Genomic DNA, 20,799 nt, shown 5'->3' with positions numbered 1-20,799 from the left:
CCCGAATGCGACATGAGAACAGGATACTTACTAACCCTCAGGATTTCTGGCGCATCACACTAGGTGCTCGGAACCCGTGAGGGAAGAGCCGCCTGAGAAGCGCAACCGAGTTGCTTCGCCATGCTGCGTGAGATGGAATTCAGTATGACCATCAAGTCTTTCCCTGTGGTATTGGGGGACGCTTGATCTGGCGTGCTGTAAAGGTACCCGCGGACATACGGAGTCGAGTCCGCCGTTTTTGTGGATCCGTATGTGGTGCACTTGAAGTACAAAGTAGCGCTGGTGCGTGCGTGCACTTTTGCGTAAACGCCGATCGGATAGAGTGTGTTCTCGGATTCTCCTTGCACAGATGAACTGTTTACACTCGGATGATCCCGAGATGCGGAGAAATCCACTTCGATCAATGAATGGCCGGTTTTGTCGCCCGACTTGAAGACGTCGCACTGGTTCCGCTTGGTGATGTCGTCATGAAGAGTGCCTGCTGCGCGTCTCAGTGAGAATTTGTTGGCATGCCCGACGTCATCGGTTCCGGGGAGTTCGGAGAATTTCTCGGTGGCGCCCATGCGTTGAAGGGACGCGACTGCTGACGAGTCGAGTGTGGAGTCGCAGACCTGGAATGCGCTGAGGGTCGTCTCCTGCTTGCTGTCGTGATGCCCACTGCACGCGGAGACACTCAAGATGAGCGCCAGTGCGCCCCATGCTGGGTGCAGGATTTCGAATTTCATCGGTCGGCTCTGTGATGGTTCGCTTGTCTGCTGCACAAATCAGTCCTTGTACGGAGCCCGTCCTCGATAATCGTTCTCGTTGGAACCAATCCCCAGGTACGCGCTTTTGATGTCGTCGTTCCAGTTCTGATCGTTGGCGACTTCGGCGGCCTTAGGACTGTCCTTGATATATGTGTGGTAGGCGGAGCCCAGTTGGTTCTCGCCCTTCTTGTAGAACGCGCTGCCGGTCAGCTGGGATTTCTCTGTGGGGTCTTGCTCGCTGCCGTCGACCCCCTTGTCGATCTGCTGACCGATGAAGGTGTTGATTGCTTCTCCGGCAGTGTCCGCGGCGATTGGTGCGATGACCACTGCTGCAGCCGTGGATCCCGGCAGAGGGATGGCTCCGATACCGACCCCTACGGTCGTCCCCACCCCTAGCTTGATCCATTCGGCGGACCGGCCCAGGGACTTGTTGGCCTCTTCCGCGTCCTCCTTGTACGTCGTCTCAGCCTGCTGGACGCGGGAGTTGTCAAGGATGCCACGCGCCTGGGCCCCTGCGCTCAGCGCATCGTGAGCATGCTGGATGTTGGCATCGCTGGTCGGAGGGTAGGCGTCGAGAGCGCTGAGCGTATACAGGTGCTGCGCTGCGGTGACGGCACGGTGAGCGTTTTCATCCTGGCCGAGTACGCTGAGGAAATTGATGGCACCTTCCTGGGTGAAGTTCGCACGCCCACCGTATTTCGCCGGGAAGGTGCCCGAATCTTTCTCGTACTCACCGACACCGGACAAGTCGTGGTCGATGTCATCGATGTACGCGCCGGCGATCTTGCCCAGACTGTCAGCCAACTCGGGCTGGTTGTGCAGCATTTTCGGGCCGTCCTGGCTGCCGTAGAGATACGACACCTGCTCCATCACGCCAGCCGTCGCCGACGTGCGGTGTTCGCCGCCGGTGTTGATCTGGTTTTCGGTGGCGTCGTACGCAAATCCGGTTGTGGCCGCCTCCAGGGCGTGCCCGAGCGAATCCCTGCCCGCCACGTATCCATCCTTGCCCTCAAGGGTGGTGTCAGCCGTCCAGACACGCTCCTTGGTCAGGTACTTGAGATGGTCGTTCACCTCGGAGTCCTTGTTGACGGTGTCGCCAGCGCCCTCGGGCTGTTCGAAGAACTGCGTCGACGCATCCGGGTTATGACCGAGCGCCTCGAGGAACCCGGTCACGGGATCGCGGCCGCGGTCGTTCTTGTAGCCCCAGTAGTTGAGGTCGCCCTGGTTGGCGTTGTTGACCCAGAGGTTGATGCCCTCGCCGTTGACCTTCTTGTCGTAAGCCAGGAGCTTGTCGCCGTAGCTGTTGAGGAACTGGTCGTCGTAGTCGCCGAAGCGCATGAGGTTGCTCATCGCGGCGTAACCGGTCGGATTGCTGGCGTCGTCGATGCCGAGCTGGTCGGGACCCAGCTTGATCATCTGCTTCTCCCAGCTCTGCATCCTGTCGCTGTCGGAGAGGGTGGCCAGACCGATGGTGGTTCCGAGGTTCTTCTGGAGTTGCTTGGCCTGCTTGGCGCGGTCAGGGTCGTAGGCGCCCTGGTAGGGGTCGGCAATGCCGGCCCAGAAGGTGAGTACCTTCTTCGGGCCGACCTGCGTGGCGAACTCTTCCGCGAAGAGCGGATCGTTCTTGTACTTGGCCAAGGTGGCGTTGAGCGACGCGAGCTCTGTGTTCGTCACGTCATGGGGGTTCTTGGCGAGGATTTTGGCCATCCGGTCGGCGTCCGCGACTGCCTTGGCAGCTTCGTCCCGGTTCTCATAGTGAGCGCTGGAGAAGCCGTACTTGGCCTGGTCGACGAGAAGTTTGAGTGCCTTTGCCGCAGTGTTGTCGCTTTCGGTCGCCTTGTTGAGGATGCGCTGGATCTCGTTACGGAGATCGTTGACGTCCTTCTGGCTGACCGCGCTCGTCTCGCCGCTCGGGTCGGAGGCCCAGTCGGGGCGGGGATTCCCGGTGACGCTGAAGGTGCCGTGGCCGGTGTCGATGACCGTGCAGTACTTGTACGGGGGGCGTTCGAGGGTCTCGTTCAGTTCGCTCCGGTAGCCGATGAGCTCGCCGCGTGTGTCCTTGAGGATCTTCGTGACGGAGTCCGCCTGCGCGTGGGCGTCTGCGAACTCCTCCGCGGTCTTGTCGATGAACTCGCGACTCACCTGTGCGTTGACGCCGGCCCAGTTGGCCTTGTCCGCACGGGACTTGAGGTGGCTCCTGGCGTCCTCTTTCAGGGTCGCAAGATCCTTGGTCATCTTCTCCCAGTCGGTGATGGCCTCTCCGAGCTGCGAGAAGTTGCCGTGACGGAGCGCATCGAGATCCATTGCGTCAGCTGCCCTTTCGCTCGTCGAAGCCCTGGTCCAGCTGGGAGATGCTGCTCAGCGTGCCGGCGATGTAGGACTCGTCGGCCGCGTGCTGGTTCGCTGTGTAGCGCAGGTGGTTGGAGATGTGGGCGCAGGCGTCCAGCAGGGTCTGGACTTGGTCGATCCAGCGCTCGGCGACGTGATCGAGTGCGGCCCCGATGGCGAAGCCCTCGCTCTTGAGTCCTCCGGCTGCCTTCATGGAGGAGAGGCGGGAGTAATCACTGCATCCGCTGAATTCGTTGAAGAGGTCGTGTGCTGCTGAGCCGATCCCGGCAAGGTCCTTCTGGTGGGCGGTGAGGTCACCGCGCGGGCTGCTGCCGCCGCCTCCATCGGGAGTGGCCAGTTGGTTGAGCTGCATGTGCGTCGCCCCAGCCTGCCGACGCGCCTGCGCGTCCGTCTTGAGCTGCTCCCACTCGTCCCATGCCATGGATGATCACCCCCGCGCAGTGCCCGCTCGGTCATCGAATTCCATATGAACCGTCTGGCACATCCCTGTGGATCGTCTAGCGTTGGTAAAAATAGCAGGGTGCCGGGACGGGCACAGCACCAATCCCGATTGCGCACAAGGCCTGCACCTCACCCCTGCACACAACGGCAAGATGCCGCGGACCGGCATGGTCCGCGGCATCCAGGTTGGGGGAGGAGCCGTTCGGGAACGGCTTCGGAGAACTAGGACTCCATGAGTCCGACCTGCACCATCGGCTTGCCCCTCTTCCGCGACACGAAGGTGCCCCGTCCCGCCGGCATCGGCCGCGGGCGGACGCCGCCCAGCAGGTCGCCCTCGGCCGGGTCGCCCGAGAGGACCACGCCCTGGGCGCCGAGTTCCTTGATGCGCTGCATGAAGGACTCGTAACCGGCGCGCCCCGAGCCCGCCGTGGACCGGGCGATGATGAAGCGGACGCCGACGTCGCGGGCGAACGGGAGCATTTCCGTCAGGCCCGCCAGCGGGTTGCCGCTCGACGTGGACACCAGGTCGTAGTCGTCGATGACGACGTACACCGCCGGGCCCCGCCACCAGCTGCGGTTGCGCAGCTGCTCAGGGGTCACGTCGGCCGTGGGCGTGCGGCGCTGCATCAGGTCGGCCAGCGCGTCCATGTGGTGCTGCATCTGGTTCGACATCGGGATGTACTCGGCCAGGTGCGAGTCCGGGGTCACCCCGAGCAGCGAGCGGCGGTTGTCGACGACGAAGAGCTTGCAGGCGTCCCCGTCGTACCGCTCGGTGAGACGCTTGATCAGCAGCTTCAGCAGGTTCGACTTGCCGGACTCGCTCTCTCCGAACACCAGGAAGAACGGGTCCTGTTCGAAGTCCACGAACACCGGCTCGAGGTTGTCCTCGTCGAGGGCGAAGGAGACGCCCCGGTCCGGGAAACGGTCGCCCGGCGGGAGCTGGGCCGCGGGGAACTCGCGCGGCAGCAGGCGTACCTTCGGCGCACCGGGTTCCTGCCAGTGGCGGGTGACCTCGGCAGCGAGGGCGGTCGTCGCCTCGGCGAGGTCGGTGTCGGAGGACAGGCCGTCGATACGCGGAACCGCCGCCATGAAGTGCTGCTTCTGCGGGGTCAGACCGCGGCCCGGCACCCCGGTGGGGACGTTGGCCGCGACCCTGCGGTCGACCTCCGAGTCCATGGGGTCGCCCAGCCGCAGCTCCAGACGGTTCATCAGGTGGTCCTTGAGGTTCGCGCGGACCTCCATCGAGCGCGAACCGGTGAGGATCAGGTGGATGCCGTAGCCCAGACCGCGCGCGGCGATGTCCAGGATCAGCGGCTCCAGGGCCTCGTAGTCCGTCTTGAAGTTGCCCCAGCCGTCGATGACCAGGAAGACGTCGCCCCACGGCTGGTCGGTCACCGAGATCTCACCACGCGCGCGACGCGAGCGGAACTCGGCGATGGAAGAGATCCCGGAGGCGCGGAAGTACTCCTCGCGACGGGTCATCACGCCGTACACCTCGGCCGCCGTACGCCGGACCTTCTCGGGGTCCAGACGCGAGGCGACGCCGCCCACGTGCGGCAGGCCGGCCACCGAGGCCATACCGCCACCACCGAAGTCCAGGCCGTAGAACTGCACCTCCCGCGGGGTGTGCGTGAGCGCGAACGCCGCGATGATCGAGCGCAGCAGCGTCGACTTGCCGGACTGCGGACCGCCGATGATCTGCATGTGGCCGGCCGCGCCGCCGAAGTCGACCCACAGCGGGTCGCGCCGCTGCTCGTACGGCTTGTCGATGAGGCCGGCCGGAACGACGAGCCGCCCCGCGCCCTCGTAACCGGGCTGGGTCATGCCGCGGCCAGACACCGGGGCGAGCCCCGGCAGCAGCGCGTCGAGCGACGGCGGGCTGTCCAGCGGGGGCAGCCACACCTGGTGGGCGGCCGGGCCCTGCGCCTCCAGGCGCCGCACGATCACGTCGAGCACGGTGTCGGCGAGCGCGTCGTCCTGCTGCTCCTCGGCCGTCGCCCGGCGCTGCTGCGGGACCGGCGCGTATTGGACCGGCACCTCCGCCGCGGTGAAGAGGACCGGCCTGCGGTCGACGGGCAGCGGGCCGCCGAGCGCCGCCGCCTGCTGCGAGCTGGTGCGGTACACCCCGGAGACGTAGGCGGCCTTGAAGCGGACCATCTCGTCGGTACCGAACTTCAGGAAGCCGGAACCCGGGACGTTCGGCAGTTCGTAGGCGTCGGGGACGCCGAGTGCCGCGCGGGACTCCGCCGCGGAGAACGTGCGCAGACCGATGCGGTACGACAGATACGTCTCCAGGCCGCGCAGCCGGCCCTCTTCCAGGCGCTGCGAGGCCAGGAGCAGGTGCACGCCCAGCGAACGGCCGATACGGCCGATCTGCACGAACATCTCGATGAAGTCCGGCTTCGCGGTCAGCAGCTCGCTGAACTCGTCGATCACCAGCACGAGGGAGGGGATCGGCTGGAGCGGGGCGCCTGCCGCGCGGGCCTTCTCGTAGTCGTGGATGTTGGCGTAGTTGCCCGCGTCGCGCAGCATCTCCTGGCGGCGGTTGAGTTCACCGCGGATCGAGTCGCCCATGCGGTCGACCAGGGTGAGGTCGTCGGCCAGGTTGGTGATGACCGCCGCCACGTGCGGCATCTGGGCCATGCCGGCGAAGGTCGCGCCACCCTTGAAGTCCGCGAGGACGAAGTTCAGGGTCTCGGAGGAGTGCGTGACCGCGAGGCCCAGCACCAGGGTGCGCAGCAGCTCCGACTTGCCGGAACCGGTCGCGCCGACGCACAGGCCGTGCGGGCCCATGCCCTCCTGGGCGGCTTCCTTGAGGTCGAGCATCACGGGCCGGCCGTCCTCGCCGAGACCGATCGGCACGCGCAGCCGCTCCGACTGCGAGCGCGGCCGCCACGTGCGCTTCGGGTCGACCGAGGCGGCGTCGCCCAGGTTCAACAGGTCCGTGAACTCCAGGTTGGCGAGCAGCGGTTCATCGTCGTCCCCACCCGACGCCATCCGCAACGGCGCGAGCTGGCGCGCGAGAGCCTCCGCGGCCTCGTAGGACAGGACGTCCGGCGTCCCCTCGTAGACCATGCCGTGCGCCGACTCCAGGCGCAGTTCCTTCGGTTGCACCACGATGGACAGATCGCCGCGGCCGCTGGTGAGGTCGCCGGGCACGACCTCCAGGACGGTCACGCCCTGCATACCCTCCGGGCTGGCCAGCAACGACGCGGGCGGCAGGGAGATGCCGTCGAGCACGACCACCAGCTGCGGCTGGTCTGCGACGGGCGCTCCGCCGGGGTGGAAACGCGGGCGGCCTTCCAGCCGGGAGGCGAGCCGGTCCTCCAGCTCCACCGGGTCCGTGGTGATCAGGCGGATGCTGCCGGCGCCGTCGGCGAGGCCCGGGGCCTGCACGTGCGGGAGCCACTTGGCCCACTCCCACTCGGGCACCGACTCACGCCCGGTGACGACGGCGATGACCAGGTCCTCGGGGGAGTGCAGGGAGGCGAGGGAGGCGGCGACGGCCCGCGCGGTGCCGCGCACGGTGCCCGGCTCGCCGCTGATCGTCACGTGGTAGAAGGCTCGCAGCGAGACCGCCATCGGCAGGTCCTCGATGGTGCCGTGTGTGGCCAGGAAGCGCTGCATGGCGCCCGCGGTCAGCGGCTCCAGCTCGTCGACCGGGGCGGTCTGCGGCGGGACCAGGGGAGTGGCCAGGGCCTGCGGACCGAGGCCCACCCGCACCTGTCCGAAGTCCTCGTCGGCGGAACGCCGTTCCCACACCCGGCTGCCCTCGGCGACCAGTGCCCACAGTTGCTCCGGCGAAGGGTGCAGATAGAACTGGGCGTCGCGCTGGGACTTCGCGGTGTCCATCGCACCGCGCCGGGTCTGTGACAGGTAGCGGAGGTAGTCACGTCGCAGGTCGGCCATCTGCCCCTGGCTGCCGCGGCGATAGCGGACGAGCATCGAGATGCCCATGCCGATCGTCGACGCCACCATGACCATGCCCATGATCTTCATGAAGGGCTGGGCCTGCGGGTTGAAGAAGAACACCACGGATCCGCCCATGCCGAGCATGGGCAGGAGCTGCATCAGTGCGCCTTCCTGCTGCCCGCGCGGCAGTTCCGGCGGAGCTTGCAGTACGACCTCGTCCGTGGGCACTTCCTTCGGCAGTGCCCGTGGTGGGCGCTTGACGACGATGTGGCTCACTACGCACCAATTCCCTTGCCGGACCGAGATGTTTCGTCCGCCGCCCCGTGTCAGGCGAACGTCGACCGCGAAGCGCGATCCTACTGACAACCACTGACAACGGCGGGCGGTAGGGTGCCGGTGAGACGCGTGAGCAGTTGCGAATCCTTCCGGGAAAACCCGGGCATTCCACAACTGTTCGAAGGAAGTACCTCCTCGCAGACCCCGGCTGCGGCCGCCCGGCCGACCGGTGGAGCGCGGGGCGCTGCACAACCTACACAGGATCTTTACGGGCGGAAGGGTGCGCGGCGGCGTCGCTTGCCGCCCCATCGCCGACGAGGGGGAACAGCAGGTGAGCATGACGGCCTCCGCGCCTGCCGGCGCGACCGGCGGACCGGGCACCGGAGCCCCTTCCGGGGCAGGCATGGGATTCGGCTTCTGCCGGGTCACCATCGTGGCGCCGGACAGCCGCATCGACGTGGCGTTGCCCGACGACGTCCCGGTCGCCGACCTCTACCCGGAGATTCTGCGCCTGTCCCAGCAGAGCCCCACCGAGGGCGCTCCGGTCGGCTACCACCTCGTACGGCGTGACGGCACGGTCCTCGACGGAGCCCGGTCGTTCACGGCGCAGCGCATCCTCGACGGCGAGTTGCTCACCCTGCGCCCGTTCGCGGAGTCGCTGCCGCCCGCCGTCCTCGACGACGTCTCCGAGGCGGTGGCCTCCGCCGTCACGCGCGACCGCACCCTGTGGAGCGGCGACCTCACCCGTGCCGCCGGCCTCGTCGCGGGCGGCATCCTGCCCGCGCTGCTCGCGTTCGTGGCCTGGAGCTCCCAGGTCCGCCACGACATGCACAGTCTGCAGGGCGTCATCGCGGGCGTCACCGGCATCCTGCTCGTCACCCTGGCATGCGTACGCGCGCGCGTGTACGACGACCGAGGCTCCGCGGTCGCGCTGGGACTCGGTGCTCTGCCGAACGTCGCCGTGGCCGGCTCGGGACTGCTCCCGCTCTCCACAGGCGAGGGCATCGGACGGCTTCAGTTCCTGCTCGCCTGTACGGCGGTTCTCGTCGCGGCCCTGGTGCTCACCCTGGTGTCGCCGGGCGGTGACGGACCCTTCGTGGCGTTCGTCTTCGCCTCGGCCATCGGTCTGATCACCACCTTCATCGCGATCCTCACCGATCTGAAGCCCATCGAGACGGCAGCCGTCTGCGCCCCGCTGTCCGTCGTGGCGCTGGCCTTCCTGCCGGGCCTGTCGATGCGCTTCGCCCGGCTGCCCATCGGCTTCGAACCGCCCAACCCGTCCCGCGGCGGCTACGACACCGGCGAGCCCGCACCTCAGGAGCCGGTGGACCTCGAGCGCGTGGCCGCCCAGGCCCGGCGCGGCCACGAACTGCTCGTCGGTCTCGTCGGAGGCTGTGCCCTCGTCGCCGTGGGCGCGTCGATCGTCCTCGGCTTCTCCAGCAACATCTGGGCCCAGCTCCTCGCCCTCGCGACCGGCGTGGCGATGCTGATGCGGGCGCACCTGTTCCGTTACACGGCGCAGGTCGGTGCCACCCTGGCCGCAGGCCTGGCCGCGATCGTCTTCCTCGGGCTCGGGCTCGCCCTGAACCCGCCCAAGGGCTATCTGCTGGACGCCTTCCGGGGCGACACCACCGCCCTGGACATCCGCAGCATCTGGCTCGCCGCTGCGGTCGGCGCGGCCACCGCCCTGGTCACCGCGATCGGTCTGATCACCCCGCGCCGCGGAGTCACCCCGTTCTGGGGCCGCTTCCTGGAGATCGCCGAGAGCTTCGTCCTGCTCACGCTGATCCCGCTGGCACTGGCCGTGTTCGACGTCTACGCGCGGGCGCGGGCGATGACCAGCTAGGGGCCGGCGCCAGGACGGCACGGAAAAGGGCGGCACGCGTGCGTGCCGCCCTTTCTCACGTCGCGCTCACTGAGCCGCAAGCCCCCCATTGAGCTCAGTGGGCTCCAGATCAAACTCCCCGTCCCGCGCCCCCAGCACGAACGCGCGCCACTCCGCCTCGGTGTAGCGCAGCACGGTGTCGGGGTCCAGGGAGGAGCGCATCGCCACCGCACCCTCGGGCAGGTAGGCGATCTCGACGCGCTCCTCGTGCTCCTCGGTGCCCGGGGCGCAGTGCCACTCGACGTCCGAGATGTCGAGCGCGTACAGCTCGTCCCGCTCCCGCTCCTTGCGCGCCTTGATCTCCGCTTCCGTCTCCGTCATCGTGCAGCGACCCCTTCCCGAGTACGTTCGGTCCCGGCGCTCACCCTAGTGGCCGCGGGCGCCCGGCCCCGGCGGTTCGAAGACCGGGGGAAAGGTGCCCGCCACCTCCTGGTACCCTGGCTGACGGCCGTTTGTGTACGCACCCCTGGAACCGTCGAGGTTCTGGTGGCCGCGCCCAGCGGATCCCCGCCTCCCGAGTAACGGAAGCTTCCCCGAGACGTAGACCGGGGGCACTCGGCGGCATTCAACAGACTATGAGGAGTACGCGTGTCGCTCGACGCCGCTACGAAGAAGCAGATCATCGGCGAGTTCGGTACCAAGGAGGGTGACACCGGCTCCCCCGAGGTCCAGGTCGCTCTGCTCTCCCGTCGGATCTCCGACCTGACGGAGCACCTCAAGACCCACAAGCACGACCACCACTCCCGTCGTGGCCTGCTGATCCTCGTCGGTCAGCGCCGCCGCCTTCTCCAGTACCTGGCGAAGAAGGACATCCAGCGTTTCCGTACGCTGGTCGACCGCCTCGGCATCCGCCGTGGTGCGGCGGGCGCCAAGTAAGACGCCGTGAAGGGAGCGGTTCCCGAAGGACTCGGGGGCCGCTCCCTTTGCCGTATACGGGGAAACGTGCGGAGTGTCACACACGCTTTGTAGTGTGGTAGCACAACGCAATACGCACGACACAGAACGACGCACGACGCACGACCAAGAACGAGGAGAAGCGCACCTCGCCGCCGCCGGTCCTCGGTAGTGGCCCCCGGGGGGAAGCGAGCCCCGGGTGCTTCGATCGAAGACCGGCCCGCACCAGACGGCGCGCTTCTCCACCACAGTCCCCCTGCCACACGGGCAGCCAAGGGACGAAAGACGATACGTAACGGAGAAAACGCTAGTGGAGAACGAGACCCACTACGCCGAGGCCGTCATCGACAATGGCGCCTTCGGTACCCGTACCATCCGCTTCGAGACGGGCCGCCTGGCCAAGCAGGCCGCCGGCTCCGCCGTGGCGTACCTGGACGACGACACCATGGTGCTGTCGGCCACCACCGCCTCCAAGAACCCCAAGGACCAGCTCGACTTCTTCCCGCTGACGGTGGACGTCGAGGAGCGCATGTACGCGGCCGGGAAGATCCCCGGTTCCTTCTTCCGCCGTGAGGGCCGGCCGTCCGAGGACGCGATCCTCACCTGCCGCCTCATCGACCGCCCGCTGCGCCCGTCCTTCAAGAAGGGCCTGCGCAACGAGATCCAGGTCGTCGCCACGATCATGGCGCTCAACCCCGACCACCTGTACGACGTCGTGGCGATCAACGCCGCGTCCGCGTCCACGCAGCTGGCCGGTCTGCCCTTCTCCGGCCCGATCGGCGGCGTCCGCGTCGCGCTGATCCGCGGCCAGTGGGTCGCCTTCCCGACGCACACCGAGCTCGAGGACGCCGTCTTCGACATGGTCGTCGCGGGCCGCGTCCTGGAGGACGGCGACGTCGCGATCATGATGGTCGAGGCCGAGGCCACCGAGGGCACCATCAAGCTCGTCGAGGGCGGCTCCGAGGCGCCGACCGAGGAGGTCGTCGCCGCCGGTCTTGAGGCCGCGAAGCCCTTCATCAAGGTCCTGTGCCGCGCCCAGGCGGACCTCGCCGCGAAGGCCGCCAAGCCGACCGGCGAGTTCCCGATCTTCCTGGACTACCAGGACGACGTCTTCGAGGCCCTGACGGCCGCCGTCCGCCCCGAGCTGGCCCAGGCGCTCACCATCGCCGGCAAGCAGGAGCGCGAGTCCGAGCTGGACCGCGTCAAGGGTCTCGCCGCCGAGAAGCTCCTGCCGGAGTTCGAGGGCCGCGAGAAGGAGATCTCCGCCGCGTACCGCTCGCTCACCAAGCAGCTGGTCCGCGAGCGCGTGATCAAGGAGAAGAAGCGCATCGACGGCCGCGGTGTCACCGACATCCGCACGCTGGCCGCCGAGGTCGAGGCCATCCCGCGCGTGCACGGCTCCGCGGTGTTCGAGCGTGGCGAGACCCAGATCCTGGGCGTCACCACCCTCAACATGCTCCGCATGGAGCAGCAGCTGGACACCCTCTCCCCGGTGACCCGCAAGCGCTACATGCACAACTACAACTTCCCGCCGTACTCCACCGGCGAGACCGGCCGCGTCGGCTCGCCGAAGCGCCGCGAGATCGGCCACGGCGCCCTCGCCGAGCGTGCCCTCGTGCCGGTCCTGCCGACGCGCGAGGAGTTCCCCTACGCGATCCGCCAGGTCTCCGAGGCGCTGAGCTCCAACGGCTCGACGTCCATGGGCTCGGTCTGCGCCTCCACCATGTCGCTGCTGAACGCCGGTGTGCCGCTGAAGGCCCCGGTCGCCGGTATCGCCATGGGCCTGATCTCCCAGGACATCGACGGCGAGACGCACTACGTCACCCTCACCGACATCCTCGGTGCGGAGGACGCCTTCGGCGACATGGACTTCAAGGTCGCCGGCACGAAGGACTTCGTGACCGCCCTCCAGCTCGACACCAAGCTGGACGGCATCCCGGCCTCCGTCCTGGCCGCGGCCCTCAAGCAGGCCCGCGACGCGCGTCTGCACATCCTCGACGTGATGATGGAGGCCATCGACCGGCCCGACGAGATGAGCCCGCACGCCCCGCGGATCATCACCGTCAAGATCCCGGTCGACAAGATCGGTGAGGTCATCGGCCCCAAGGGCAAGATGATCAACCAGATCCAGGAGGACACGGGCGCCGAGATCACCATCGAGGACGACGGCACCATCTACATCGGTGCCGCCGACGGTCCCTCGGCGGAGGCCGCCCGCGCCACGATCAACGGCATCGCCAACCCGACGATGCCCGAGGTCGGCGAGCGCTACCTCGGTACGGTCGTCAAGACGACCACCTTCGGTGCGTTCGTCTCCCTGCTGCCGGGCAAGGACGGTCTGCTGCACATCTCGCAGATCCGTAAGCTCGCCGGCGGCAAGCGCGTGGAGAACGTCGAGGACGTCCTCGGTGTGGGCCAGAAGGTCCAGGTCGAGATCGCCGAGATCGACTCCCGCGGCAAGCTCTCCCTCGTTCCGGTGATCGAGGGCGAAGAGGGCGACGAGAACAAGGACGACGCCGAGCAGTGACGTCCCGTAGCTCCAAGGTGACGGCCCGCCCCTCTTCGGAGGCGCGGGCCGTCGCCCGTACCCAAACCCTGATCAAGGGCCAGAACGGCATCGGCACGGTCCGCAAGACCACCCTCCCGGGCGGCCTGCGCATCGTCACCGAGACCCTGCCCTCGGTCCGCTCCGCGACCTTCGGCATCTGGGCGCACGTCGGCTCCCGCGACGAGACCCCCGCTCTGAACGGCGCCACGCACTACCTGGAACACCTGCTGTTCAAGGGCACGCGGAAGCGCAGCGCACTGGACATCTCCGCCGCCCTCGACGCCGTCGGCGGCGAGATGAACGCGTTCACGGCGAAGGAGTACACGTGCTACTACGCGCGCGTGCTCGACAACGACCTGCCCCTCGCCATCGACGTCGTCTGCGACATGCTGACCGGCTCGCTGATCCTGGAAGAGGACGTCGACGTCGAGCGCGGCGCGATCCTCGAAGAGATCGCCATGACCGAGGACGACCCCGGCGACTGTGTGCACGACCTGTTCGCGCACACCATGTTCGGCGACAACGCCCTCGGCCGCCCGGTCCTCGGCACGGTCGACACGGTCAACGCCCTCAGCGCCGACCGCATCCGCCGCTTCTACAAGAAGCACTACGACCCGACCCACCTCGTGGTCGCCTGCGCCGGCAACATCGACCACAACAAGGTCGTACGACAGGTCCGCGCGGCCTTCGAGAAGGCGGGCGCCTTCAAGAACGCCGACGCGCAGCCGATCGCCCCGCGCGACGGCAGCCGCAGGATCCGCACGACCGGCAAGGTCGAACTGCTCGGCCGCAAGACCGAGCAGGCGCACGTCGTCCTCGGCATGCCCGGCCTCGCCCGCACCGACGACCGCCGCTGGGCGATGGGCGTGCTCAACACCGCCCTCGGCGGCGGCATGTCCTCCCGTCTCTTCCAGGAGGTCCGGGAGAAGCGCGGCCTCGCCTACAGCGTGTACTCGTACACCTCGGGCTTCGCCGACTGCGGCCTGTTCGGGGTGTACGCCGGCTGCCGGCCGAGCCAGGTGCACGACGTGCTGAAGATCTGCCGCGACGAACTCGACCACGTCGCCGCCAACGGCCTCACCGACGACGAGATCGCCCGCGCCGTGGGCCAGCTCCGGGGCTCCACCGTCCTCGGCCTCGAGGACACCGGCGCGCTGATGAACCGTATCGGCAAGAGCGAGCTGTGCTGGGGCGAGCAGATGTCCGTCGACGACATGCTGGACCGGATAGCGGCGGTCACCCCGGACGAGGTCCGCTCGGTCGCCCGCGACATCCTGGGACAGCGCCCGTCGCTGTCGGTCATCGGCCCGCTCAAGGACAAACAGGCCGCACGCCTGCACGACGCCGTCGCCTGACACACCTCCCTTAAGGAACGAAGAAGATGAGCAAGCTGCGCGTGGCGGTCCTCGGCGCCAAGGGCCGGATCGGGGCCGAGGCGGTCCGGGCGGTCGAGGCCGCCGAGGACATGGAGCTGGTCGCCGCCCTCGGCCGCGGGGACAAGCTGGAGACCCTGGCGGAGGCCGGTGCCCAGGTCGCCGTGGAGCTGACCACCCCCGACTCCGTCATGGACAACCTCGGCTTCTGCGTGCGCCACGGCATCCACGCGGTCGTCGGTACGACGGGCTGGACCGAGGAGCGCCTCGCGCAGCTGACGGGGTGGCTGGCCGAGTCCCCGCGGACCGGTGTGCTCATCGCGCCGAACTTCTCCATCGGCGCCGTCCTGACCATGAAGTTCGCGCAGATCGCCGCGCCGTACTTCGAGTCGGTCGAGGTCGTCGAGCTGCACCACCCGAACAAGGTGGACGCGCCCAGCGGTACCGCCACGCGCACCGCCCAGCTCATCGCCGAGGCCCGCCGGGCCGCCGGCACCGCCCCGGCGCCGGACGCCACGGTGACGGCCCTGGACGGCGCGAGGGGCGCCAGCGTCGACGGGATCCCCGTCCACGCCGTACGCCTGCGCGGCCTCCTGGCCCACCAGGAGGTGCTGCTCGGTGGCGAGGGCGAGACCCTCACCATCCGCCACGACTCCCTGCACCACAGCAGCTTCATGCCGGGCATCCTGCTCGGCGCCCGCCGCGTGGTGACCACTCCGGGCCTGACCTTCGGCCTGGAGCACTTCCTGGACCTGAGCTGAGACAGTCCCTGCGATGCGCGCGAAATTCACCTACCTCGTCACGGCCGCCGTCCTGGTCTTCTACTTCGTCCTGGTCGGCAGCCGCGGCGTCATGCTCATCCAGTCCGGCACGCTCCTGACTGTCACCTTCGGGGTCGCGGTCCTGATCCTGCCGGTCATCGGACTGTGGTTCCTGTGGAAGAACACCCAGTTCGTCCGCAAGGCCAACCAGCTCGCCGCCCAGCTCGACGCCGAGGGGGCCCTGCCTGTCGACGAGCTGCGGCGCACCGCGAGCGGCCGCATCGACCGCGACTCCGCCGACGAGGTGTTCGCCAAGCGCAAGGCCGAGACGGAGGCGTCCCCTGACGACTGGCGCTGCTGGTTCCGGCTCGCCGTCGCCTACCACGACGCCCGTGACACCCCTCGCGCGCGCAAGGCCATGCAACGGGCCATCGCCCTGCACGACGGCAAACCGGTCCCGGCCTGAGCCGCGGGGAGCCGCACGGCAGGCACGCCGAAGGGGCCGGCCCGCACACGGCGGACCGGCCCCTTCGGCGTGCCTGCGGCCGTCAGCCGCGCCCGTACTCCGCGGCCCAGGCCTCCACGGTGTCCGCTGCCCGGTCGAAGGCGGTCGCGCGGGCCAGGAAGTCCAGCGCGTGCGTGGTCAGCAGCGGAGGCGTGTCCTCGGCCGGCCGGTCCTCGCGCACGAGCACCAGCGCCTGCCCCTGCACCGTCCGGGGCAGCCCCAGCCAGCGCACCGGCTGCTGCACCGTCCGCACCGACACCACCCGTGCCCACGGCACCGTACGCGTCACCAGGAAGCCGACGTGGCGCAGTCCGTGCCCGCTCACCCACACGCCCATGCGCAGCAGCCGCAGCGCGGCGGCGATCACCACGAGCGCCGTGACGAGGACCGCCCCGGCGGAGGACACCGAGTCGGTCAGGGCGATGGCGACCGCGGCGAACAGCACGAAGGAGGCCAGCAACAGCACCAGCGCGGCCACACCCACCCGCCAGGGCCCGGGGCGGTAGGGACGCCGCCAGCGCTCCCGGTCGTCGTAGGGCAGCGCGCTCTCGGACGCGGCCTCGAAGGGACGGTCGGCCGTCAGGAAGGGCAGGGGCACGGCTGGTCCTCACTCAATCCTTGCTCGGGCTGTGCCCGGTGAGGCTATCCGGCCGTGTTCGCGCTCACCACCCGTGGGCGGCCGGAAGGGTCAGCGCCCGTCGGCGGCCTGCGACTGCTGCACGGGGGTATGGGCGGGGGTGGACAGCGCGGGCATACCGAGGACGAGTGCGCCAACGATCCCGGCGGTGATGGTGAGCCCCAGCAGCCAGCGCCCGGCTATCTGCCCGGCCGAAGCACGCTGGCGCGGCGGGGGAGCGACATTGCTGTTGAACCTGTCCGCCTCGGCCAGGAAGGCGAAGGGCACGGGCTCACGCCGACGGAACATGGCGGGCACCTCTCCTCTCGAGAGATCGAATTTTCGGGCCTCACTGGTACAGACGCTCGATTGGCACAAAAGGTGCCCATGTCCGAAAAAATCCGCGAGAAGGTCACTGTGCGGGACTGTCAGAGCCGCCCCGTACAGTGGGCCGCGAACCTGAAGAAGTGATGGGAAGGACCTCCGTGACCACCCCCGAGTCGCTCACCCTGCGCAGTGACGTCACCGTCGAGCTGGTGAAGTCCAGCGCGTCGGATGCCGACGTCCTCTTCGCCGCCCGCGTCTCCACGCTCGGCGAGCAGTCCCTGGACGAGCTGAAGAAGGACCCCGAGCGCTCCAAGGGCCTGATCAACTACCTGATGCGCGACCGGCACGGCAGCCCGTTCGAGCACAATTCGATGACCTTCTTCATCAGCGCCCCGATCTTCGTCTTCCGCGAGTTCATGCGGCACCGCGTCGGCTGGTCGTACAACGAGGAGTCCGGCCGCTACCGGGAGCTGGAGCCGGTCTTCTACGTCCCGGACACCTCCCGCAAGCTCGTGCAGGAGGGCCGTCCCGGCAAGTACGTCTTCGTCGAGGGCACCCCGGCCCAGCACGAGACGGTGCGCAGCACCCTGGAGGAGTCCTACGAGCAGGCGTACGGGGCGTACCAGAAGCTCCTCGCCGAGGGCGTCGCCCGCGAGGTCGCACGTTCGGCCCTCCCTGTCGGCCTGTACTCCTCGATGTACGCCACCTGCAACGCCCGCTCCCTGATGCACTTCCTCGGCCTGCGCACCCAGCACGAGCTGGCCAAGGTGCCGTCCTTCCCGCAGCGGGAGATCGAGATGGTCGGCGAGAAGATGGAGGCGGAGTGGGCGGCGCTCATGCCGCTGACGTACGCGGCCTTCAATGCGAACGGCCGCGTGGCCCCGTAACGAAGCCTTGTTCGCCCACCGGGAACCTATGTACGGGTCAGCCGCGTGAGGTGTCCGTATTGCGGCATTTGGAGAAGTTCATCTAGCCTGATCAAACGGACCCGGCACTGCTTGAACCCCCGAGCAGGCAGTGCCGGGCTCCATATTTGTCCTGACTTTCCCGGCCCCCCGCGGGCAGACCCTGCCTGGAGCACCGAGTAGCGTGTTACCCATGGCTCCGACCTCGACTCCGCAGACCCCCTTCGGGCGGGTCCTCACCGCCATGGTCACGCCCTTCACGGCGGACGGCGCACTCGACCTCGACGGCGCGCAGCGGCTCGCCGCCCACCTGGTGGACGCAGGCAACGACGGCCTGATCATCAACGGCACCACCGGCGAGTCCCCCACCACCAGTGACGCGGAGAAATCGGACCTGGTACGAGCCGTACTCGAGGCGGTCGGCGACCGAGCCCACGTCGTCGCCGGCGTCGGCACCAACGACACCCGCCACAGCATCGAGCTGGCCCGCGAGGCCGAGCGCATCGGAGCCCACGGCCTCCTCGTCGTCACGCCGTACTACAACAAGCCCCCGCAGGAGGGCCTGTACCGCCACTTCACGGCCGTCGCGGACACCACCGGCCTGCCGGTCATGCTCTACGACATCCCCGGCCGCAGCGGCGTCCCGATCAACACCGAGACGCTCGTCCGGCTCGCCGAGCACCCCCGGATCGTCGCCAACAAGGACGCCAAGGGCGACCTCGGCCGCGCCAGCTGGGCCATCGCCCAGTCCGGCCTCGCCTGGTACTCCGGCGACGACATGCTGAACCTGCCCCTGCTCTCCGTGGGCGCGGTCGGCTTCGTCTCGGTCGTCGGCCACCTCGTCACCCCCGACCTGCGCGCCCTCGTCGACGCGTACGCCTCGGGCGACATCGTCAAGGCCACCGAGATCCACCAGAAGCTGCTTCCGGTCTACACCGGGATGTTCCGCACCCAGGGCGTCATGACCACCAAGGCCGCGCTCGCCCTCCAGGGCCTGCCCGCCGGGCCGCTGCGCTCGCCGATGGTGGAGTGCTCGCCCGAGGAGATCGCCCAGCTCAAGATCGATCTTGCTGCCGGCGGGGTACAGATCTGACAACAGACTTGGCACCACCCGAGCTTCACAACTGAAGAGACAACCGAACAGAGAACCGGACCAGCGGGCCACCGGTGCCCGCGTCCACAACAACAACTGCTCATGCACGAACGTCTCACGCGCCACGTGCCTACCGGTACGTGGCGCGTGTGGTGAGGAGAGTCTTTTGAGTCATCCGCATCCTGAACTCGGCCCGCCCCCGCCGCTCCCCGCGGGCGGCCTCCGGGTCACCCCGCTCGGCGGTCTCGGCGAGATCGGCCGGAACATGACGGTCTTCGAGTACGGCGGCCGCCTGCTGATCGTCGACTGCGGAGTGCTCTTCCCCGAGGAGGAGCAGCCCGGAATCGACCTGATCCTGCCGGACTTCTCGTCCATCCGGGACCGCCTCGACGACATCGAGGGCATCGTCCTCACGCACGGCCACGAGGACCACATCGGCGGTGTCCCGTTCCTGCTCCGCGAGAAGCCGGACATCCCGCTGATCGGCTCCAAGCTGACCCTCGCCCTCATCGAGGCCAAGCTCCAGGAGCACCGGATCCGCCCGTACACCCTGGAGGTGGCGGAGGGCCATCGCGAGCGCATCGGCCCCTTCGACTGCGAGTTCGTCGCCGTCAACCACTCCATCCCGGACGCGCTCGCGGTCGCCGTCCGCACCCCCGCCGGCATGGTGGTCCACACCGGCGACTTCAAGATGGACCAGCTCCCGCTGGACAACCGCCTCACCGACCTGCACGCGTTCGCGCGGCTCAGCGAGGAGGGCATCGACCTCCTGCTCGCCGACTCCACGAACGCCGAGGTCCCGGGCTTCGTCCCGCCCGAGCGGGACATCTCCAACGTCCTGCGGCAGGTCTTCGCCGGCGCCCGCAAGCGGATCATCGTGGCGAGCTTCGCCAGCCACGTCCACCGCATCCAGCAGATCCTGGACGCGGCCCACGAGTACGGCCGCCGGGTCGCCTTCGTCGGCCGTTCCATGGTCCGCAACATGGGCATCGCGCGGGACCTCGGCTATCTGAAGGTCCCGCCGGGCCTGGTGGTGGACGTCAAGACGCTGGACGACCTCCCCGACTCCGAGGTGGTCCTGGTCTGCACGGGCTCCCAGGGCGAGCCGATGGCGGCCCTGTCCCGCATGGCCAACCGTGACCACCAGATCCGCATCGTCGACGGCGACACGGTCATCCTGGCCTCGTCGCTCATCCCCGGAAACGAGAACGCGGTCTACCGCGTGATCAACGGCCTGACCCGCTGGGGCGCCAACGTCGTCCACAAGGGCAACGCCAAGGTCCACGTCTCCGGCCACGCCTCGGCGGGCGAGTTGCTGTACTTCTACAACATCTGCCGCCCGAAGAACCTGATGCCGGTCCACGGCGAATGGCGCCATCTGCGGGCCAACGCCGAACTGGGCGCGCTCACGGGCGTCCCGCACGACCGGATCGTCATCGCCGAGGACGGCGTGGTCGTCGACCTGATCGAGGGCAAGGCCAAGATCGTCGGCAAGGTCCAGGCGGGTTACGTCTACGTCGACGGCCTCTCCGTCGGCGATGTCGGCGAGCCGGCCCTCAAGGACCGCAAGATCCTCGGCGACGAGGGCATCATCTCGGTCTTCGTGGTCGTGGACGCCTCCACCGGCAAGATCACGGGCGGCCCGCACGTGCAGGCCCGGGGCTCCGGCATCGAGGACTCGGCCTTCACCGCCGTGCTCCCGAAGATCACGGAAGTCCTGGAGAGGTCCGCTCAGGACGGCGTCGTGGAGCCCCACCAGCTCCAGCAACTCATCCGGCGCACCCTCGGCAAGTGGGTCGCGGACACGTATCGCCGCAGGCCAATGATCCTCCCCGTCGTCGTGGAGGTCTGACGGCCCAACGGCCGCTCGTCCGTGTGAACCTGGAGCGGGGCGCCTCGATTTGCATCGAGGCGCCCCGCTCCAGTACGTTTACGGCTCCGCCCAACCGGGAACCCCAGCACTTCATGTGCTGGACACAGGCACCCCGGAGGGGGCGGGAAATCCGACTCAGAACTTCTGATAAAGTCGGAACCGCCGGAAAGGGAAACGCGAGAGCGGGAACCTGGACAGCACCGAGGAAATCGGATCGAGAAAAGATCTGATAGAGTCGGAAACACCGAAGGGAAGCCCGGAGGAAAGCCCGAGAGGGTGAGTACAAAGGAAGCGA

At 68.2% G+C, this 20,799-nt stretch carries 16 protein-coding genes; 9 read left to right on the top strand and 7 right to left on the bottom strand.

Features of this window, described 5'->3' with window-relative positions; all coding sequences use genetic code 11:
* Positions 1-59 precede the first annotated feature (59 nt).
* The 4 genes from ADK64_RS46230 to eccCa form a co-directional block, all read right to left on the bottom strand.
* Positions 60-725 carry a hypothetical protein gene (locus ADK64_RS46230; protein ID WP_159046379.1) on the bottom strand — a complete coding sequence of 222 codons (666 nt, stop codon included), beginning with the start codon at positions 723-725 and terminating at the stop codon, positions 60-62.
* A 39-nt stretch (positions 726-764) separates the two neighbouring features.
* Positions 765-3,050: a DUF6571 family protein gene (locus ADK64_RS32255; RefSeq protein WP_053664885.1), complete on the bottom strand. Its 2,286-nt coding sequence runs from the start codon at positions 3,048-3,050 to the stop codon at positions 765-767.
* A gap of 4 nt (positions 3,051-3,054) precedes the next feature.
* Positions 3,055-3,516 (bottom strand): hypothetical protein, encoded by a 462-nt coding sequence (locus ADK64_RS32250; protein ID WP_053664883.1) that lies wholly within the window; start codon positions 3,514-3,516, stop codon positions 3,055-3,057.
* A 242-nt stretch (positions 3,517-3,758) separates the two neighbouring features.
* Positions 3,759-7,724 carry a type VII secretion protein EccCa gene (eccCa, locus tag ADK64_RS32245; RefSeq protein WP_053664881.1) on the bottom strand — a complete coding sequence of 1,322 codons (3,966 nt, stop codon included), beginning with the start codon at positions 7,722-7,724 and terminating at the stop codon, positions 3,759-3,761.
* 337 nt (positions 7,725-8,061) lie between these two features.
* On the opposite strand from eccCa, the gene eccD reads away from it, so the two are divergent.
* Complete coding sequence (eccD, locus tag ADK64_RS32240; RefSeq protein ID WP_053664905.1) at positions 8,062-9,570, top strand: type VII secretion integral membrane protein EccD; 1,509 nt, start codon at positions 8,062-8,064, stop codon at positions 9,568-9,570.
* A gap of 66 nt (positions 9,571-9,636) precedes the next feature.
* On the opposite strand, the gene ADK64_RS32235 is transcribed toward eccD, so the two are convergent.
* Entirely contained in the window at positions 9,637-9,930 is a 294-nt protein-coding gene (locus ADK64_RS32235; protein ID WP_053664879.1) for a DUF397 domain-containing protein, read from the bottom strand.
* Positions 9,931-10,197: 267 nt separating this feature from the next.
* Here ADK64_RS32235 and rpsO point away from each other — a divergent pair, with 267 nt between their 5' ends.
* The 5 genes from rpsO (at position 10,198) to ADK64_RS32210 (ending at position 15,651) form a co-directional block, all read left to right on the top strand.
* Positions 10,198-10,485 (top strand): 30S ribosomal protein S15, encoded by a 288-nt coding sequence (rpsO, locus tag ADK64_RS32230; RefSeq protein WP_053664877.1) that lies wholly within the window; start codon positions 10,198-10,200, stop codon positions 10,483-10,485.
* 328 nt (positions 10,486-10,813) lie between these two features.
* Positions 10,814-13,030: a polyribonucleotide nucleotidyltransferase gene (locus ADK64_RS32225; protein WP_053664875.1), complete on the top strand. Its 2,217-nt coding sequence runs from the start codon at positions 10,814-10,816 to the stop codon at positions 13,028-13,030.
* On the top strand, positions 13,027-14,406 hold the full coding sequence (locus ADK64_RS32220; protein ID WP_053664874.1) for a M16 family metallopeptidase: 1,380 nt from the start codon (positions 13,027-13,029) through the stop codon (positions 14,404-14,406). The genes ADK64_RS32225 and ADK64_RS32220 overlap by 4 nt, the downstream gene beginning before the upstream one ends.
* 26 nt (positions 14,407-14,432) lie before the next feature.
* Positions 14,433-15,185, top strand: coding sequence for a 4-hydroxy-tetrahydrodipicolinate reductase (gene dapB / locus ADK64_RS32215; RefSeq protein WP_053664872.1), 753 nt, complete (start codon positions 14,433-14,435; stop codon positions 15,183-15,185).
* Positions 15,186-15,198: 13 nt separating this feature from the next.
* Entirely contained in the window at positions 15,199-15,651 is a 453-nt protein-coding gene (locus ADK64_RS32210) for a tetratricopeptide repeat protein (RefSeq protein ID WP_053664869.1), read from the top strand.
* A gap of 82 nt (positions 15,652-15,733) precedes the next feature.
* Here the strand turns inward: ADK64_RS32210 and ADK64_RS32205 are convergent, their stop codons facing one another.
* On the bottom strand, positions 15,734-16,288 hold the full coding sequence (locus ADK64_RS32205; RefSeq protein WP_053664867.1) for a phage holin family protein: 555 nt from the start codon (positions 16,286-16,288) through the stop codon (positions 15,734-15,736).
* A 90-nt stretch (positions 16,289-16,378) separates the two neighbouring features.
* Positions 16,379-16,615 (bottom strand): hypothetical protein, encoded by a 237-nt coding sequence (locus ADK64_RS32200; RefSeq protein WP_053664865.1) that lies wholly within the window; start codon positions 16,613-16,615, stop codon positions 16,379-16,381.
* 161 nt (positions 16,616-16,776) lie between these two features.
* Here ADK64_RS32200 and thyX point away from each other — a divergent pair, with 161 nt between their 5' ends.
* The 3 genes from thyX to ADK64_RS32185 all read left to right on the top strand — a co-directional run bounded on the left by thyX (position 16,777) and on the right by ADK64_RS32185 (position 20,483).
* On the top strand, positions 16,777-17,520 hold the full coding sequence (thyX, locus tag ADK64_RS32195) for an FAD-dependent thymidylate synthase (protein ID WP_053664863.1): 744 nt from the start codon (positions 16,777-16,779) through the stop codon (positions 17,518-17,520).
* A gap of 211 nt (positions 17,521-17,731) precedes the next feature.
* On the top strand, positions 17,732-18,631 hold the full coding sequence (gene dapA, locus ADK64_RS32190) for a 4-hydroxy-tetrahydrodipicolinate synthase (protein ID WP_053664861.1): 900 nt from the start codon (positions 17,732-17,734) through the stop codon (positions 18,629-18,631).
* 166 nt (positions 18,632-18,797) lie between these two features.
* Complete coding sequence (locus ADK64_RS32185) at positions 18,798-20,483, top strand: ribonuclease J (RefSeq protein ID WP_053664859.1); 1,686 nt, start codon at positions 18,798-18,800, stop codon at positions 20,481-20,483.
* The last annotated feature ends 316 nt before the right edge of the window (positions 20,484-20,799 follow it).

Origin of the sequence: Streptomyces sp. MMG1121 (assembly GCF_001280015.1) — a bacterium.
GTDB lineage: Bacteria > Actinomycetota > Actinomycetes > Streptomycetales > Streptomycetaceae > Streptomyces.
The sequence above is the reverse complement of the archived record's forward strand: the minus strand, read 5'-3'. Positions and strand labels throughout refer to the sequence as shown.

Coding starts and splice junctions, on each gene's coding strand:
- ADK64_RS32200 (WP_053664865.1), bottom strand. CDS start 16,615: ATGTTCCGTCGGCGTGAGCCCGTGCCCTTCGCCTTCCTGGCCGAGGCG.
- ADK64_RS32250 (WP_053664883.1), bottom strand. CDS start 3,516: ATGGCATGGGACGAGTGGGAGCAGCTCAAGACGGACGCGCAGGCGCGT.
- dapA (WP_053664861.1), top strand. CDS start 17,732: ATGGCTCCGACCTCGACTCCGCAGACCCCCTTCGGGCGGGTCCTCACC.
- eccD (WP_053664905.1), top strand. CDS start 8,062: ATGACGGCCTCCGCGCCTGCCGGCGCGACCGGCGGACCGGGCACCGGA.
- thyX (WP_053664863.1), top strand. CDS start 16,777: ATGGGAAGGACCTCCGTGACCACCCCCGAGTCGCTCACCCTGCGCAGT.
- dapB (WP_053664872.1), top strand. CDS start 14,433: ATGAGCAAGCTGCGCGTGGCGGTCCTCGGCGCCAAGGGCCGGATCGGG.
- ADK64_RS32235 (WP_053664879.1), bottom strand. CDS start 9,930: ATGACGGAGACGGAAGCGGAGATCAAGGCGCGCAAGGAGCGGGAGCGG.
- ADK64_RS32255 (WP_053664885.1), bottom strand. CDS start 3,050: ATGGATCTCGATGCGCTCCGTCACGGCAACTTCTCGCAGCTCGGAGAG.
- ADK64_RS46230 (WP_159046379.1), bottom strand. CDS start 725: ATGAAATTCGAAATCCTGCACCCAGCATGGGGCGCACTGGCGCTCATC.
- ADK64_RS32210 (WP_053664869.1), top strand. CDS start 15,199: ATGCGCGCGAAATTCACCTACCTCGTCACGGCCGCCGTCCTGGTCTTC.